Source organism: Marinoscillum pacificum, assembly GCF_024714495.1.
Taxonomy (GTDB): Bacteria; Bacteroidota; Bacteroidia; order Cytophagales; family Cyclobacteriaceae; genus Marinoscillum; species Marinoscillum pacificum.
On record NZ_JAMZMJ010000014.1, the window covers coordinates 58020 to 73824 of the forward strand.

The window sequence follows — 15805 nt, forward strand, 5'->3', positions numbered from 1 at the left end:
ATTAGATTAGAAAACTCAAGAAACACAAAATCCAGATGAACATAAACAATAAGGCTAAAGCTCAGAATACTTACGACGCGATAGTGGTAGGTACGGGAATCAGTGGTGGCTGGGCTGCTAAGGAGTTGACCGAGAAAGGTCTCAAGACGCTCGTGCTCGACAGAGGTAGAAATGTGGAGCATGTAAAGGATTATCCAACTATGAACTTGAATCCATGGGAACTTCCTCATGATGATCAGGTTCCTGCGGAAGAGCGCAAGGATTACGAAAAGCAACTCCGTACTGGTTACACTATCAGAGAATCTACCAAGCACTGGTGGATCAAAGATTCAGAGCATCCTTATTCAGAAACCAAGCGATTTGACTGGATTCGTGGATACCATGTGGGTGGCCGTTCCATCATGTGGGGTCGTCAGTCTTACAGATTGAGTGATTTGGATTTTGAAGCAAATGCCAAAGATGGGATTGCGGTAGATTGGCCTATCCGCTATAAGGATTTGGAGCCATGGTACGAATATGCTGAAAAGTGGATTGGTGTAAGCGGAAGAAAAGAAGGTCTTGCACATCTACCTGATGGCAGTTTCTTGCCTCCAATGGAATTGAATTGTTTGGAAGAACATGTTCGTGATTCCATTTCACAAAACTTTGAAGATCGATTGTTGACTATTGGTAGAACTGCCAATATCACAGTAAATCATAATGGTCGTGCACACTGTCATTACAGAAACCTGTGTATGCGTGGATGTCCATTTGGAGGATACTTTAGTAGTCAGAGTAGTACGTTGCCAGCAGCTATGGCAACTGGAAATATGACTCTGAGACCTCATTCCATAGTAACTGAGGTGATGTACGATCCGGAAACGAAAAAGGCTACCGGCGTAAGAGTTCAGGATGCTGAAACTGGTGAAGTGCAGGAGTTTTATTCGAAAATTGTGTTCTTGAATGCTTCGGCTATTGCATCTACCTACATTTTGTTGAATTCAAAAAGTGAGTACCATCCAAACGGAATGGGTAACCAATCTGGTGAACTTGGTAGAAACTTGATGGATCACCACTTCAAAGCGGGTGCTGAAGGGGATTATGATGGGTTTGAAGACATGTATTACCATGGCAGACGTCCGAATGGAATTTATATCCCGAGATTTAGAAATATCAATGAAAAACATCCTGACTTTATTCGTGGATACGGATATCAGGGAGGAGCAAGCCGCCAGGAATGGAGATCTGCTATCGCTGAGTTGGGAATTGGAGAAGAACTGAAAGAAGATATCAAAACTCCAGGAAAATGGAGAATGGGCTTGATGGGCTTCGGAGAGATGCTTCCATATCATGAAAACAAGATGGAAATCAATCCTGATAAATTAGATAAACATGGATTGCCGACCATCACATTTGATTGTGAGTTTAAGGATAACGAGTTGGCGATGCGTAAAGACATGCAAGCTTCAGCTGCTGAGATGTTGGAAAAAGCTGGATTGAAAAACGTTCGTACCTATGACAACATCGGTGGGCCTGGTCTTGGTATTCATGAAATGGGTACAGCAAGAATGGGGCGTGATCCAAAATCGTCTGTATTGAACGGTAACAACCAGGTACACGAAGTACAAAACGTATTCGTAACCGATGGTGCGGCCATGACTTCATCTGCATGTCAAAATCCATCACTTACCTATATGGCTTTGACTGCTCGCGCGGCAGACTTTGCAGTAAATGAACTTAAAAAAGGAAATCTCTAATCATGGAAAATATCAAAAGAAGAGAAGCGATACGAAGAACTGCCTGGATCATGGGAGGTGTATTAAGTACACCAACAATTGCAGGTATTCTGAATGGATGTACTCCAAAGCCTGAGCTGACATGGACGCCAAGTTTCTTCACTGAAGATCAAGCCAGATTGGTGATGGAGATTTCTGAAACGATTATACCTAAAACAGATACTGCTGGAGCAAAGGAGATTGGCGTTCCTGGATTTATCGAAGAGATGGTGAGTATCGTTTGGGATGAAGATAGACGCAAAGAGTTTACCGATGGCCTGATGAAGTTCAATGAAGAATGTAAGACAGAAACAGGAGATGACTTTGTAGCTTTGGATGCTATTAAAAAGAAGGAATTCTGTCAGAAGAAAGATGCGGAAGCAAAAGCTGCGCCTTGGGGTCAAAAACCAGTTTTTTGGTCTTTAAAAGAATTGACTATTGTAGGGTATTACACTTCTGAATATGGAGCTACTGAGGAGTTACAATACATAGCGATTCCTGTGGAACAACACGGTTGCCAGCCATTGTCTGAAACAGGTAATGGTAAAACCTGGGCAACTTCTTAATTTAGAATTTTCGAGGATTGATTATAAAGCCATTGTGACATTGCCGTCATGATGGCTTTTCTTTTTTGGATGGAATAGAAACGGCTAATAATTCTTCTCGATCTCCAATGCCAGTTTTTTAGCAATTGGCTTCAATCGCTTCATTAGATCTTCCTCTGATTTTGAAGAGATCAATTCAAACTTTTTGCCATCAGTGGTTTTTACATATGATTGAAATTCACGATTAGTGAATGTGCTGCTTTGACCACCTCGGCCATGCATCGTTTGCGAAGAAAGGTTAGAGTTAATGAAGATTTTCTCCAGCGAAGTATATTTTTGCACCTCCATTTTTTTGAGTCCCAGAATCAAATACCCTTCCTTGACAATTTTTTCTTCAGGGATGATCTGAAAAAGGTAAAAAGAGGACCAAACCAGTGGTATAAGAAAAGAAATCCCAATACAAACAGAAATTGCTGGTAGTACACTGAGGTTTTGCATGGCCAGGGACATGCCTATAAAAACCAAAAAGGTAACAATAAATCTGAAATGGACGGGAACAACTCGCCCTTGATTGATGGTGACTTTTCTAGACATAATGATTCAAAAAAAATTAAGCAAAACCCAAAACTCTGTGATTACATCTCAGTTACAAATACTATGATCAAAGAAATTCCTTTATTTCCATTGAATCTGGTTGTTTTTCCAGGAGAGGAACTTAATCTGCATATTTTCGAGCCACGATATAAGCAGTTGATCAATGATTGCTTGACTAACCAGTGTACGTTTGGTATTCCGTCTTATGTGTTGACAAAGGTAGAGTATGGAACGGAAGTTAAAATAACAGAAGTCACAAAGACCTATGAAGACGGTCGCATGGATATCAAAACGGAGGGCTTGGGTGTGTTCAATGTGCAAAATTTCATCAACCCTTGGAAAGACAAAGAGTACGCAGGAGGACCAGTTGAATTTATTGACTTTGAAGATGAGTTAGATCCTTCACTGCAATTAAAATTTATTGAGCTCTGCCAGGATCTTTTTGAGTGGCTTCACATGGAAGATGAATTACCAATCAGTGTAGAAACCAGCATGTACTCTGTGATCCATAAACTTGGACTGAAACCCGAAGAGGAATACATTTTACTGAAAATGAAGTCACATAAAAAAAGACAATCATTCATCATAGAACACCTCGAACAATTGATTCCGGCATTGGAAAGAGCTGAGAATGCCAAAGAAAAAATCAGAATGAATGGACACTTCAAGCATTTTAACCCCTTAAAATTCTGATCATTGTGTAATTTTCCATCATGATTGAAATCAGCGGTTTTGGCGTAGCACTATTATTTATACTTGGAGGAGTGGGATTTGTGATGATCACGCTGCTTGTTGGTAAAATTTTGAGACCTGTTCGGCCAAACGAGGAAAAGCAAACTACCTATGAATCTGGAGAGGATCCTGTCAAATCGGCATGGGGAGTTTTCAATGTTCGATTTTATGTGGTTGCGTTGATTTTTTTACTTTTTGAAACGGAATTGGTGTTTCTATTTCCATGGGCAACCGTCTTTGCTGATAAAGAATTGATGGCAGAAACAGACGGCTTGTGGGGAGTGTTTTCCCTAATCGAAACATTCATTTTTATTGGAATCCTTTTGATCGGGCTGATTTATGTGTGGGCCAATGGCATGTTGGATTGGGCTAAGCCAAAACCAAATTCGGTTGACTTCAAGTCAAAAATTCCAGCTTCTGCTTACGATCATATCAATAAGACAAATTACCAGATAGAAAAATAATATGGGTTTACTTGATCATCAATTTGGGCAAGGTGGCATTATTGTCACCAAGGCAGACGATCTTCTCAACTGGGCGAGACTTTCAAGTCTTTGGCCAATGGGTTTTGGTCTAGCCTGTTGTGCTATTGAGATGATGGGAGCCTATACTTCGGGATACGATATGGACCGCTTTGGTGTTTTGCCAAGAGCTTCACCTAGGCAATCAGATGTGATGATTGTAGCTGGCACGGTGACTTTTAAAATGGCTGATCGAGTCAGAAGATTATACGAGCAAATGGCTGAGCCGCGCTATGTTATTTCCATGGGTAGCTGCAGTAATTGTGGAGGGCCTTACTGGGAGCATGGCTATCATGTGGTGAAAGGAGTGGATAAGATCATTCCTGTAGATGTGTATGTGCCTGGCTGCCCTCCAAGACCGGAAGCGTTGATTGGAGGTTTCATGAAGCTTCAAGAGAAAATCCGTGGTGAGTCTCTGATGAAACCTGAAGCTTTGAAAAAATTGATGGAGAAGAAAAAGCAGACTGCCTAATGGAGTTCAATGAAATAAAAGCTGCCATAGCATCACAGTTTCCTGAGGCTGTTCTCGGAGAAGACTTAAACTCTACACCTAAGACTTTGATTTTGGAAAAGTCGGCACTAGTTAACGTTTGTGAATTTCTCCATGGAGAAGAAGGTTTGTATTTTGATTCACTTTCGTGTGTTACAGGTATCGATAATGGTCCTGATAAGAATACTATGGAAGTTGTTTATAATCTATACAGCATTCCATACAATCATCATCTGATGTTACGTGTTGAACTTGATCGAGAAAATCCAGGTGTCGAATCTTTATCATCCATTTGGAAAACGGCTGACTGGCATGAGCGAGAAACGTTCGATTTATTCGGAATTCATTTTGCCAATCACCCAGACTTAAGAAGAATTTTATTGCCAAACGACTGGGAAGGATATCCACTGAGAAAGGATTATCAGGAACAAGAGAAGTATCACGGAATGACAGTGGTGTATGATCGCGACGAACCTGCCAGTTAAAGTTTGATTTTCAATTATCCATTAGCAATTATCCATTTTGAATATTCAATACATATACGATAAAGATCACCTAAAGAACTCCGAACCAACGGTTAACAATGAAGCATCTATTAAGAAAGAAGAGATGCTAATTAACATTGGTCCGCAGCACCCATCAACTCATGGAGTGTTACGTTTGGAAGTGGTTACGGATGGTGAAATCGTAAAGGATGTTATTCCTCACATGGGATATTTGCATCGGTGCTTTGAAAAGCACGCTGAATCTGTTCCTTACAATCAGGTTTTGCCTTATGTTGATCGGTTAGATTATGTGGCGGCAATGAACTCCGAGCATGCCTATGCAATGGGTGTGGAGAAGATGCTTGGTATTGCTGATAAAATTCCTAAGAGAGTAGAGTATATCCGTGTTCTGGTAGCAGAGTTAAATCGTCTGGCTTCTCACTTTGTAGCTATAGGTACTTATGGTTTGGATATCGGTGCTTTTACGCCATTCTTATGGATGATGCGTGATCGTGAGCATATTTTACGGTTGCTGGAATGGGCTTCTGGTGCTCGCATGCTTTACAATTATATCTGGATTGGTGGCTTATTCTATGATTTGCCAGTCGGTTTTGAGGAGCGATGTGTGAGCTTCTCTAAATACCTGAAGCCAAAATTAGAAGACCTTAAAAACCTTCTGATAAGCAATAAAATCTTTATTGAGCGTACAGCCAATGTAGGTGTGCTATCTCGTGATTTAGCGATTAATTATGGAGTAACTGGACCAATGCTTCGTGGCTCTGGATTAAAATATGACCTTCGTAGAGTAGATGGATATAGTGTATATCCGGAATTAGATTTTGAGATTCCGATCGGTGAAGGCCAGGTTGGGACTGTTGGTGACTGTTGGGATAGAACCTGGGTACGATTCCGTGAGTGTGAGGAATCAGTGAAAATCATTGATCAATGCCTCGAAAGGCTCATGACTGATCATAAACGAGATAAAGAATTTGATCCTAGAGCCGTCGTTCCAAAGAAAATCCGTCCAAAAGCTCAAGATTTTTATGTGAGAGCAGAAAACCCAAAAGGTGAATTAGGTTTCTTTTTCAGAGCAGATGGTCGGGCAGATCAAGCTATTCGTTGCAAATGCCGTGCTTGTAGTTTTGTGAATCTCTCTGTACTCCCAGAAATCTCAAGAGGTCATATGTTGTCAGATTTAGTCGCCATAATGGGCTCTATTGATGTTGTGATGGGCGAGGTGGATCGTTGATTTCACTTCCTACTTTATCTGTTTATTCGAGCGCTTTCATTAAATAATTAGGAATTCTAAAGCGGAATAGTAGTAGATTTAATTACTATGATTCCAGTACTCAACGCTACCCAAATTAAATCAGTCGATCAATATACGATCGAGGAAGGTGCCACAAGCTCGGCTGCTTTGATGGAAAGAGCTTCAGAAGCCTTCGTAGAATGTTTTCAAACCATAGTTCCTAAGACATCTCGAATCATGGTGTTTTGTGGTGTAGGAAACAATGGTGGAGATGGAATGGCGATTTCTCGGTTATTGCATGATCGAGAGTACGATGTAATCAGTTATTATATAGGAGATCTTCAGAAAGCAACAGAGGACTTTCGGGTTAACATGGAGCGCTCTTCGGGAATATTCCCGATCAAGCAAATCAAGGATTATGACCATATTCCGTTTATTCCAAATGATTATGTGATCATTGATGCATTGCTTGGAAGTGGACTTTCGCGGCCTTTGGAAGGTTTAATTGAAAAATTGGTCAACACCATAAATGACTCCTGGGCGCAAATTTTCTCAGTAGATATTCCATCTGGAATCTTTTCTGACAATACCAGTGATGGAGCAACCATCATTGCTGACCATACGATTTCATTTGAAATACCAAAGTTGTCTTTGTTTCAGCCGGAGCTTGCAGGTCAGGTAGGTAGATGGCATTTAGTGGGAATAGGGTTAAGTAAGGAGTTTATTTCACTCCAAAAAACGAACTACTTCTATACGGAGCGAAAAGACATCAAGCTGCCGAAAAGAGCTAAAAATGCTCATAAAGGTGATGCTGGTAGGATGCTGTTAATCTCAGGGAGTAAAGGTAAAATGGGAGCTACAGTGCTCAGTGCCAAAGCAGCCATGAGAACAGGAGCAGGACTTTTATTTGTTCATGCACCTTGCTGTGGTTTAGATGTGCTACAAACCGCTGTTCCAGAGGCTATGGTCATCGAAGATGAGCATACTGAAGTGATTACCGAAATATTGCCTGCTGATAACATTAGAGTAGTTGCCATTGGTCCAGGGATCGGAACTGGAAGCCTGACTGTTAAGGCATTCAAAGGGCTACTTGATAAGGTCAAAGATCCAATTGTAATTGATGCTGATGCGATCAATATACTAGCGGAAAATAGAGAATTGTTGGACGTATTGCCTGCAGGCAGTGTATTGACGCCACATCCTGGAGAGTTCAAACGGCTGGTAGGTGAATGGAAGGATGATTTTGAAAAACTAGAATTGCTGCGAAACTTGTGTAAAACTTACAAGTTGAATGTAGTGCTTAAAGGAGCTCACTCTGCCGTTTGTGATTATCACGGTATTGTGTATTTCAACCCTACAGGAAATCCAGGAATGGCAACCGCAGGAAGTGGTGATGTGCTTACTGGAGTGATCGCAGCGTTGATGGCTCAAGGATTGAAATCTTTTGATGCGCTCAAAACAGGAGTCTATTTGCATGGGCTTGCTGGAGATCTAGCGGAAGTCAAAAAAGGGCAGTATTCTTTAATCGCAAGTGATATTATAGACTTTCTTCCAGAGGCATTTTTGAAGCTAACCAATTAATATTTTCCTTAAGTTTTGTTAAAAAAGAGGGGTTAACGACAAATTCTGTGAAAAATTTTATGGTGTACTACAAACATTGGCGTTTTTTTTGCGTACTTTGTATGTAGATATGTACAATAAACTCATCATAGCGACGTTTGCTCTCTTCCTTTCTATGTCAGCACTGGCACAGGAAGCGAATGATAATGTGGTGAGTGCTGAAACCGCTTTCTACAATCATAATGTGGATTTGAATAAAAACCGCATTGAATTGTATCCAAACCCTGCGGTAGACTACATCGTGGTTCATATCGATAATTCCACTCTGGAAAATGCAGAATTCGAGCTTCATAGCCTTATTGGTAATGAAATCAAGATTGAAGCGGAGGAAATTGGAAATGGCCGCTACCGAATTCCTGTTAAGAATTATGCTACTGGTTATTATTTCATTGTAGTGAAAGATGAGAATACCAGATTCAAAAAAGCATTTAGATTCCTCAAGAATTAGAATAAGCTAAACGACTTTGACTAGCCATCCTCTTAATTGACGATGGCTTTTTTGTTGTCTTCTCATTTCTTATGGAGTACTGTTCTATCATTCTCCTATTGCAGGGTATTATTCACAAAGAATAAATACTAGTTACCTAAGAATGATTGCTCCATATAGAATCAATCCATTAGAGCCATCGTCATTAATTAAGATAGGATCTTAAAAGTGATGATGCTGGTGTCGAATTGGATAAGTGTTTGAATGTAGTACCGTCTAAACTATGCGACATAAAAAAAGGTGCTTCAACAGAAGCACCTTTTGATATTGTAAGAGAGCTGCTAATTACTTAGCAGCATTCTGGAATTCCTGATAGTATTTGTTGAACAGCTCTTCGTATTTAGCAGCTTCTTCTTTGTAACCACTTGCTCTGTAAGCTCTAGTGATGGTGTTCAAAGAAATCAACATCTGCTGCATTTCAGTCAGATTGTAGTTCTTATTCTTAATCATGTAGTCAAGCATTTCAGCATTTCTGGATACGGTGATCTCAGCAATGTTGTCAGCCATACTCTTCAATTTCGAAGTTTCATTTACCTCACCAGACTTCTGATATTGGTCTAGTTCTAGAAGTATTCCTACTTGCTGCATGTTGAAGTAGTCAAATGGAATCGCTTCGTTAGGCATTGCAGTCAAACACTTCTCGATTACAGCTTCGGCTTTCTTATATTGACCATCTTCCATCAAGCTAATAGCCAATGAGTTGAAAGCAGATCTGTGGTTAAGAACGAAGTTTCTGTAGTCTTCAGAGTAATAAACATTCGGATTGTCTAATTCTCTCCACTGATACTTGTTCATTATGTTGTCATACATCACATCTAGGTCCACTTGATATTCTTGTGGATTTGGATTGCTTACTGGAAGTATTCTGTAAGCAATACCTTCCTGTACTGCATACTTTCTAATGTCGAAGTTTACAGAAGCAAGAGATGTAGTGTTCATGTAAATTGGTCTTTCCCAGTTAGAGTTCACTAGCAAATCGATTACAGCTAAATCACTCTTCTCAAGTCCACGACCTTTAACACTCCACTGCATTTTATCAACTACTCTGTCTTCCAGGTTTGCTGGAATGATACCCAATGACTTCACATAATCAACGTCTACATTAAGGAACATTGATTTAGCAGGTACTGAGTTGTAGAATGATCCCGTGCTCAATGGAATTTGAAGTGCTTTGTGTTCCTGGCTTATCAATTGAAGGAATCTATTAGCGCTGATAGCACCTTTAATACTTGGATTCTCTACTACAGGAAGGTAATCATTCAACCCACCTTGTTGATAGTTTTTCAAAGAAAGTGAGAACGGCAGTGGCTTAGATTCATAAGCGTCTCGCATCATCTGGCTGATGTACCAGTCGGTGTTGAAGTAACTCAATACAACTACGCGAACATCTGTTCTAAACCCTTCAACCTCCTGAACATACCAAAGAGGGAATGTGTCGTTATCCCCACCCGTAAACAAGATGGCGTTTGGAGCACAAGTGTCCAGGTAGTTTTTCGCAGCATCTACTGAGAAGTATCTGTCAGATCGATCATGATCATCCCAGTTTTCTGCTACCATGATTGTTGGAATCAAAAGACCAACCACCGTAGCGATTACGGCCAACACTTGTTTGTTCTTTAGTACAGCTCCAAGCAATTCGTATATCGCTAGTACACCGAATCCAATCCAAATAGCGAACGCATAATAAGATCCAGAGTAGATATAATCTCTTTCTCTCGGTTCAATAGGAGGTGAGTTTAGGTAAAGAACCAATGCAACTCCTGTTAAGAAGAATAATAGAAGAGTTACGGAGAAGTACTTCACATCTTTCTTGTACTGGATAAACAAACCTAAAAGGCCTAATAATAGAGGTAAAGAGTAATAGATGTTTCTTCCTTTATTATTCTCTAATGCCGATGGCAAGTCTGACTGGAATGCATCTCTTATTCCAACCCAGCTAGCATCTTGTTCATCAGACGCACGCCCCGAGAAGTTCCAAAGGAAATACCTCATGTACATCGTTCCAATCTGATGGGTGAACATGAAATACAGGTTGTCACTAAAGCTTGGTTTTACTCCAGGCTGCAGTCCTGTGATCTCCATGTATCGTTTCTTATGCGGTTCCGCCGCGGAATACATTCTTGGAAGAATGGTTGTTTGAGATGGGTCGTATACGTAATCCAGTTTGTAATCTTTGATTTCGTATTTGTCTTCGCCACGCATGTAAATAGCATCACCTTGCTCTTGTGAAGTTACTTGAGCAGTGTAGTACTGTCCGTGGAATAATGGTCTTGAACCATATTGCTCACGCTTCAAGTACGATACGAATGAAAGAATGTCTTCAGGATTATTTTCATCGATTGGAGGGTTGTAGCTACTTCTGATCAAAACGATCGTGTAAGAAGAGTAACCAATCATGATGAAAGTGAAACACAATAAGATGGTGTTCAAAGTAAGTTTTTGCTTTTTGATGGAATAGAAAATTCCATATACCAAGGCTCCAAGGAATGCCAAACAGAAGAAAATCACTCCTGATCCAAATGGAAGACCTAAAGCATTCACAAAGAAAATCTCCAAGCTACCTGCCAATGATGGAAGACCCGGGATTACACCTAACATGATAATTAGGATAGCAGCTCCAGCAGCAACTAGCGTAATGATGATTCCTTGAATAGTTACTTTCTCATAGTATTTGAAATAGATAATGAGACCTAATGCAGGAAGCGTAACTAAGTTCAAAAGGTGAACACCTATTGATAGTCCCACCATGTAGGCAATCAAAATGATCCATTTGTTGCGCTGTGCTTCTTCTTCCATGTTCTCCCATTTCAGGATCGCCCAGAAAACGAAAGCAGTGAAGAATGCAGACATACCGTAAACTTCCGCTTCTACAGCACTGAACCAGTAAGAATCAGACGCCATACAAGAGAATGCTCCAACAGCACCAGCTCCCATCAATAAGATGGTTTGAGCAAGAGTCTCTTCACCTTTTTTGATGCCTAATACTCTTTTAGCAAGGTGAGTAATGGACCAGAATAAAAATAGAATAGAGAAAGCAGTACTTACCACGCTGACCATGGTCACCCAATAGGCAACACTTTCTACATTTCCAGCCGCGAATAAGGAGAATATTCTACCAGTCAAAAGGAAGAACGGAGCTCCAGGAGGGTGAGGTACTTCTAGTTTGTATGAACAGGCGATAAACTCGCCACAGTCCCAAAAACTGGCTGTCGGTTCTATGGTCATCGCATACACTACGAATGACACGAAAAATACAAACCAACCAGTGATTACATTAATTTTTTGATATCCCATCTCAATAGTTTTGAGTCAACTTGGCGAAATTAGCAATAATGTGCTATAATCCTTAGAATTAGAATCGAATATACGCCGACCGTTTAATAAGTAGCGTAATATTCGAATGTTCCTTGGAGATGGGCATTTAAAAAATGTTAATCAGTGACGTTTACTGATATTATTGTGGGTAATGGCACGTTGCATTTTACTTTTAAATTTTACTTCAGAGAAACTGCGCTGAGCTTGATGTTTAGTGGATCTTCCCTGCACTCTCTCACGCCACATTTTCCAACTGCTCAATTTCATTTCCTGTCGCATTAGTTTGATAACATCCTTTTCAGGAACTCCAAACTGATCTAAAATGGCATCGAATGTTGTTCGGTCTTCCCATGCCATTTCGATGATTCTGTCGATATCTCTTTCTGATAGTTGATATTTCTCGGTTATTTTCATTGGTTGCCCAACAATCTGTGTTCACGAATTGTTGGCGACACATGCAGAAAAAAGAGATAAATGTTGTTTGGTTGAAACGAGATCTTCGCTTGTCAGATCATGAACCACTTGCAGCAGCATTTAAGTCTAACCTGCCAATTTTACTCTTATATGTTTTTGAGCCATCATTGATCAATGCCTCTGTAAGTGATATTCGTCACTGGCGATTTGTGTATGAGAGTCTTCAGGATATGCAATCTAGAATAGCTGATTCTATCCAGATGCTAGAAGGTGAGTGTGCGGATGTGTTTCATGAATTATTATCCAGGTACGCCATTCAAAAGGTTTTTTCTTATGAAGAAACTGGGATTCAACTGACTTACGATAGGGATTTGCAATTGAAGGAATTGTTTACTTCAAATGGAGTGGAGTGGCAGGAATACCAAACCAATGGAGTCCAAAGGGGAATACATAATCGTGATGGATGGAGTAAGGCCTGGTACAAAACCATGAGTGAGCCACAATTGCACCCAAGTATTGATGTCAATCGACTAATAGTAGATGAAGACTTAACGACTCGATTCGCTTTGAATCTCAAAAATGTATTCGATGATCCTAGTCATGGTATGCAAAAGGGAGGCGAGAAGCTTGCTCATCAATATATGAGGACCTTTTTCAAAAATAGAAGCACTCAATACAATCAACACATCTCTAAGCCTTCTGAAAGTAGAAAGAGTTGCAGTCGGCTCAGTCCATATTTGGCTTGGGGCAATCTGAGCATGAAGCAAGTGTATCAGTCAATGCTGGAGGCCAAAAAGAACGGAAATAAGAGATATCTTACCTCATTCGGTTCAAGATTGAGGTGGCATTGCCATTTCATTCAAAAGTTTGAAATGGAGGTGGCTTATGAGTATGAAAATATTAACTCGGGTTACAATGATATCAGAACAGAATTAGATCAAGTCAAATTTGAGGCATGGAAAGAAGGTCAAACAGGATACCCTATAGTTGATGCGTGCATGAGATGTGTCAAGGAAACAGGTTATTTAAATTTCAGAATGAGGTCGATGTTGGTTTCCTTTTTGACCCATCACCTTTGGCAGCCATGGAAAGAAGGAGCAGACTTTTTGGCTAAACAATTCTTAGATTTTGAACCGGGCATCCACTTTCCTCAGTTTCAGATGCAAGCTGGGGTGACGGGCATCAACACCATTCGTATTTACAATCCAGTGAAACAATCGCTTGATCATGATCCGAATGCTATTTTCATTAAGAAGTGGGTGCCCGAATTGAATGAGTTGCCTGCTCATTTTGCCTTGGAGCCTTGGAAAATGACTCCTATCGATCATAGCTGTTATGACTTTTTGCCCGGTGTTACCTACCCTAACCCGATTGTAAATGTAAAAGAAACCTATAAGGAGGCAAGCAAAATGCTCTACACAATGAAAGGTACCGATCGAGTAAGGAAAGATGCCGCCAAAATACTAGCCAAGCATACTGTCAAAAATCGATGGCCATGAAAGGAGTGAAGAAGACCGATTTACCGACTAAAATCTGTCCAGTTTGTCAACGGCCATTTTCTTGGCGAAAGAAGTGGTCTAAAACCTGGGAAGAAGTTAAGTATTGCTCAGAGCGATGTAAACGAAATAGAACGGTCAATCATGAATAATGATGAAGTAACCCAACCAGATTAGAAAAAACAGAATGTACGAACAGCTCACGATGATTGCTGACATCTTGAGTTTCTTGTTGCTCAACCAATAAACACCACAAATCAACAATCCCCAATAAATGATTTCGAATAGGTTGAAGGCCTTTAGCGGATAGTGATATTTCTGGGGGAGTGATTCATAATCGAAGAAATTCATCAAACTAGCAGGGTAGTAGGCTACATAATCGTGATAGTTTGGGTCCGTTTCAAAAAACATGAACCAAATCACTTTAAGTAATTCTGGAATAATGAAAACGAGATCCATGATCATCACCATTTTCCATAATTCTGCATAGGTAACCCGATAGCCAAAGAGAAAGCATCCCACCCAAAGGATAAACGCAGTTAAAGTGAATTTCCAGGCAAGAAAGAGTGGGACAGAAAAATATTGAAGGCCAAAAAAGATATCCATCACCCACATTTCACCTCGTTCCTGAAGTACTTCGAAGGCAGCTATTCCATCGACGATGAAAGATCCTTTAATAAAATAGGCTGTGAAATACAGCAAACACAAAACAATAAAGAAGGTTTTACCGTCAATGCTATACCAGTCATTGATAAAACGTTCTCGACTTTTTACTATCCAATTCATTTGGGCTAAGTTGATTAAATTCTTCAAAAATTGAAGGGTAGGAACTAATCTTGCATGGATGATTTTTACTAAAACACGTTTGTTTGGAACAATAGTTGCCTAAGGAAGAGTGTTTAAGGATGAACTAATGAAAAAGTATACACTTGTCATCGTATTAATAGGCCTGTTTTCTTACAGTCAGGCACAGAAAAAGGGGATACCAGCAGTTCCTATTGATTCTACCTATAGTTTGCTATCAAACCCATTTGTACAAATGGAGGCTACTCAGGCCATCAATGACATGTACAATTTTAAGTTTGAGCGCTCCATGTCTCATTTTCGCTATTTACAAAATGAATATGGCTGGCATCCATTGCCATATTTTTTAATGGGCTTGAATTACTTCTGGCGCATACTGCCAAACTTCAATAATGAGCAATATGATGAAACTTTTTATGCCTATATGGACACCTCATTGGTGTTGGCAGAACGATTATATAAGGATTATAACAAAGTAGAAGGTGCTTTTTTTATGGCGGCTACTTATGCGTTCAAGGGCAGGTTGCATAGTGAGCGAAAAGACTGGGGACGATCTGCTGCCGCAGGCAAGAATGCTTTGAAATATTTGGAAGAATGTAAGGGAAATGGAGATCTGAGTCCTGAGTTATTATTTGGTGATGCCCTATTCAACTACTATGCAGAATGGGTTCCTGAGAATTATCCATTACTCAAGCCGATCATGTCCATTTTTCCAGATGGAGATAAAGAAAAGGGTATTGAGCAATTGAAAATTGTTGCTCGAAACGCATTTTATACCAGAACTGAGGCGCAGTATTATCTGATGCGGATATCTTATTTTGAAGAGAATGATATGGTTCATTCCATGCAGTTGGCGGAGTACTTACATGAGACGTTTCCGTACAATGCCTATTTCCATCGATTTTATACTCGTTTGTTATACCAATCGGGTAAATACAAGCAGGCTGTTGAAGAGTCCAAAAGTATGATTAACCGAATTGATAGTGCATATGCTGGGTATGAGTATAATTCTGGACGGTATGCTGCTTTCTTTATTGGTCATATTAGTGAGTTGCGAGGAGATTTAGAAACAGCCAAGAAGTATTTTAAGCTGGCTATGGAATATGGTGAGTATGCGGAAGCTACGGATATGGGCTATTATATCTATTCCGTTTTGCATTTAGGTAGGATTGCTATGCGTGAGGAAGATAATGAGCTTGCAAAGCAGTACTTCAAAGACGTTAAGAAGCTCACCAAGAGAAGCCATTCAGCTAACAAAGAGGCCAGGGCAAGGCTGAATGATTTATAAGAGAATTGGGT

At 40.1% G+C, this 15805-nt stretch carries 16 protein-coding genes; 12 read left to right on the top strand and 4 right to left on the bottom strand.

Translation table 11 applies throughout. The features are described from left to right. The first annotated feature begins 35 nt into the window (after window positions 1-35). Window positions 36-1736 (top strand): GMC oxidoreductase, encoded by a 1701-nt coding sequence (locus NXS00_RS22545; protein WP_258101549.1) that lies wholly within the window; start codon window positions 36-38, stop codon window positions 1734-1736. Between the two features lie 2 nt (window positions 1737-1738). After that, window positions 1739-2320 carry a gluconate 2-dehydrogenase subunit 3 family protein gene (locus tag NXS00_RS22550; protein WP_258101550.1) on the top strand — a complete coding sequence of 194 codons (582 nt, stop codon included), beginning with the start codon at window positions 1739-1741 and terminating at the stop codon, window positions 2318-2320. Between the two features lie 84 nt (window positions 2321-2404). On the opposite strand, the gene NXS00_RS22555 is transcribed toward NXS00_RS22550, so the two are convergent. Then, window positions 2405-2893 carry a hypothetical protein gene (locus tag NXS00_RS22555; RefSeq protein WP_258101551.1) on the bottom strand — a complete coding sequence of 163 codons (489 nt, stop codon included), beginning with the start codon at window positions 2891-2893 and terminating at the stop codon, window positions 2405-2407. Window positions 2894-2956: 63 nt separating this feature from the next. Between NXS00_RS22555 and NXS00_RS22560 the strand changes: the two genes are divergently transcribed. The 7 genes from NXS00_RS22560 (at window position 2957) to NXS00_RS22590 (ending at window position 8438) form a co-directional block, all read left to right on the top strand. Then, entirely contained in the window at window positions 2957-3586 is a 630-nt protein-coding gene (locus NXS00_RS22560) for an LON peptidase substrate-binding domain-containing protein (protein ID WP_258101552.1), read from the top strand. Between the two features lie 20 nt (window positions 3587-3606). Continuing rightward, window positions 3607-4089, top strand: coding sequence for an NADH-quinone oxidoreductase subunit A (locus NXS00_RS22565; RefSeq protein ID WP_258101553.1), 483 nt, complete (start codon window positions 3607-3609; stop codon window positions 4087-4089). 1 nt (window position 4090) lies between these two features. Continuing rightward, window positions 4091-4618, top strand: a complete 528-nt coding sequence (gene nuoB, locus NXS00_RS22570; RefSeq protein WP_258101554.1) for an NADH-quinone oxidoreductase subunit NuoB — start codon at window positions 4091-4093, stop codon at window positions 4616-4618. Then, window positions 4618-5121, top strand: a complete 504-nt coding sequence (locus tag NXS00_RS22575; RefSeq protein ID WP_258101555.1) for an NADH-quinone oxidoreductase subunit C — start codon at window positions 4618-4620, stop codon at window positions 5119-5121. The genes nuoB and NXS00_RS22575 overlap by 1 nt, the downstream gene beginning before the upstream one ends. Window positions 5122-5158: 37 nt before the next feature. Further along, window positions 5159-6370, top strand: coding sequence for an NADH-quinone oxidoreductase subunit D (locus NXS00_RS22580; RefSeq protein ID WP_258101556.1), 1212 nt, complete (start codon window positions 5159-5161; stop codon window positions 6368-6370). Window positions 6371-6457: 87 nt separating this feature from the next. Beyond that, window positions 6458-7951, top strand: a complete 1494-nt coding sequence (locus tag NXS00_RS22585; protein WP_258101557.1) for an NAD(P)H-hydrate dehydratase — start codon at window positions 6458-6460, stop codon at window positions 7949-7951. A gap of 109 nt (window positions 7952-8060) precedes the next feature. Then, the gene (locus NXS00_RS22590) at window positions 8061-8438 is read left to right on the top strand and encodes a T9SS type A sorting domain-containing protein (RefSeq protein WP_258101558.1); all 378 of its coding nucleotides are present in this window, start codon (window positions 8061-8063) and stop codon (window positions 8436-8438) included. 324 nt (window positions 8439-8762) lie between these two features. Here NXS00_RS22590 and NXS00_RS22595 read toward each other — a convergent pair whose 3' ends face one another. Further along, window positions 8763-11771: a glycosyltransferase family 117 protein gene (locus NXS00_RS22595; RefSeq protein WP_258101559.1), complete on the bottom strand. Its 3009-nt coding sequence runs from the start codon at window positions 11769-11771 to the stop codon at window positions 8763-8765. Window positions 11772-11912: 141 nt separating this feature from the next. Beyond that, on the bottom strand, window positions 11913-12206 hold the full coding sequence (locus NXS00_RS22600; protein ID WP_258101560.1) for a TIGR03643 family protein: 294 nt from the start codon (window positions 12204-12206) through the stop codon (window positions 11913-11915). 41 nt (window positions 12207-12247) lie between these two features. Between NXS00_RS22600 and NXS00_RS22605 the strand changes: the two genes are divergently transcribed. Together NXS00_RS22605 and NXS00_RS22610 are read left to right on the top strand one after the other, a co-directional pair. Continuing rightward, entirely contained in the window at window positions 12248-13705 is a 1458-nt protein-coding gene (locus NXS00_RS22605) for a cryptochrome/deoxyribodipyrimidine photo-lyase family protein (protein WP_258101561.1), read from the top strand. After that, a complete protein-coding gene (locus NXS00_RS22610; RefSeq protein WP_258101562.1) occupies window positions 13702-13854 on the top strand; it encodes a DUF2256 domain-containing protein in 153 nt (50 codons plus the stop codon). The genes NXS00_RS22605 and NXS00_RS22610 overlap by 4 nt, the downstream gene beginning before the upstream one ends. On the opposite strand, the gene NXS00_RS22615 is transcribed toward NXS00_RS22610, so the two are convergent. After that, window positions 13841-14488, bottom strand: coding sequence for a hypothetical protein (locus tag NXS00_RS22615; RefSeq protein WP_258101563.1), 648 nt, complete (start codon window positions 14486-14488; stop codon window positions 13841-13843). The genes NXS00_RS22610 and NXS00_RS22615 overlap by 14 nt on opposite strands. 127 nt (window positions 14489-14615) lie before the next feature. On the opposite strand from NXS00_RS22615, the gene NXS00_RS22620 reads away from it, so the two are divergent. Then, window positions 14616-15794, top strand: a complete 1179-nt coding sequence (locus tag NXS00_RS22620; protein ID WP_258101564.1) for a tetratricopeptide repeat protein — start codon at window positions 14616-14618, stop codon at window positions 15792-15794. Window positions 15795-15805: the final 11 nt, after the last annotated feature.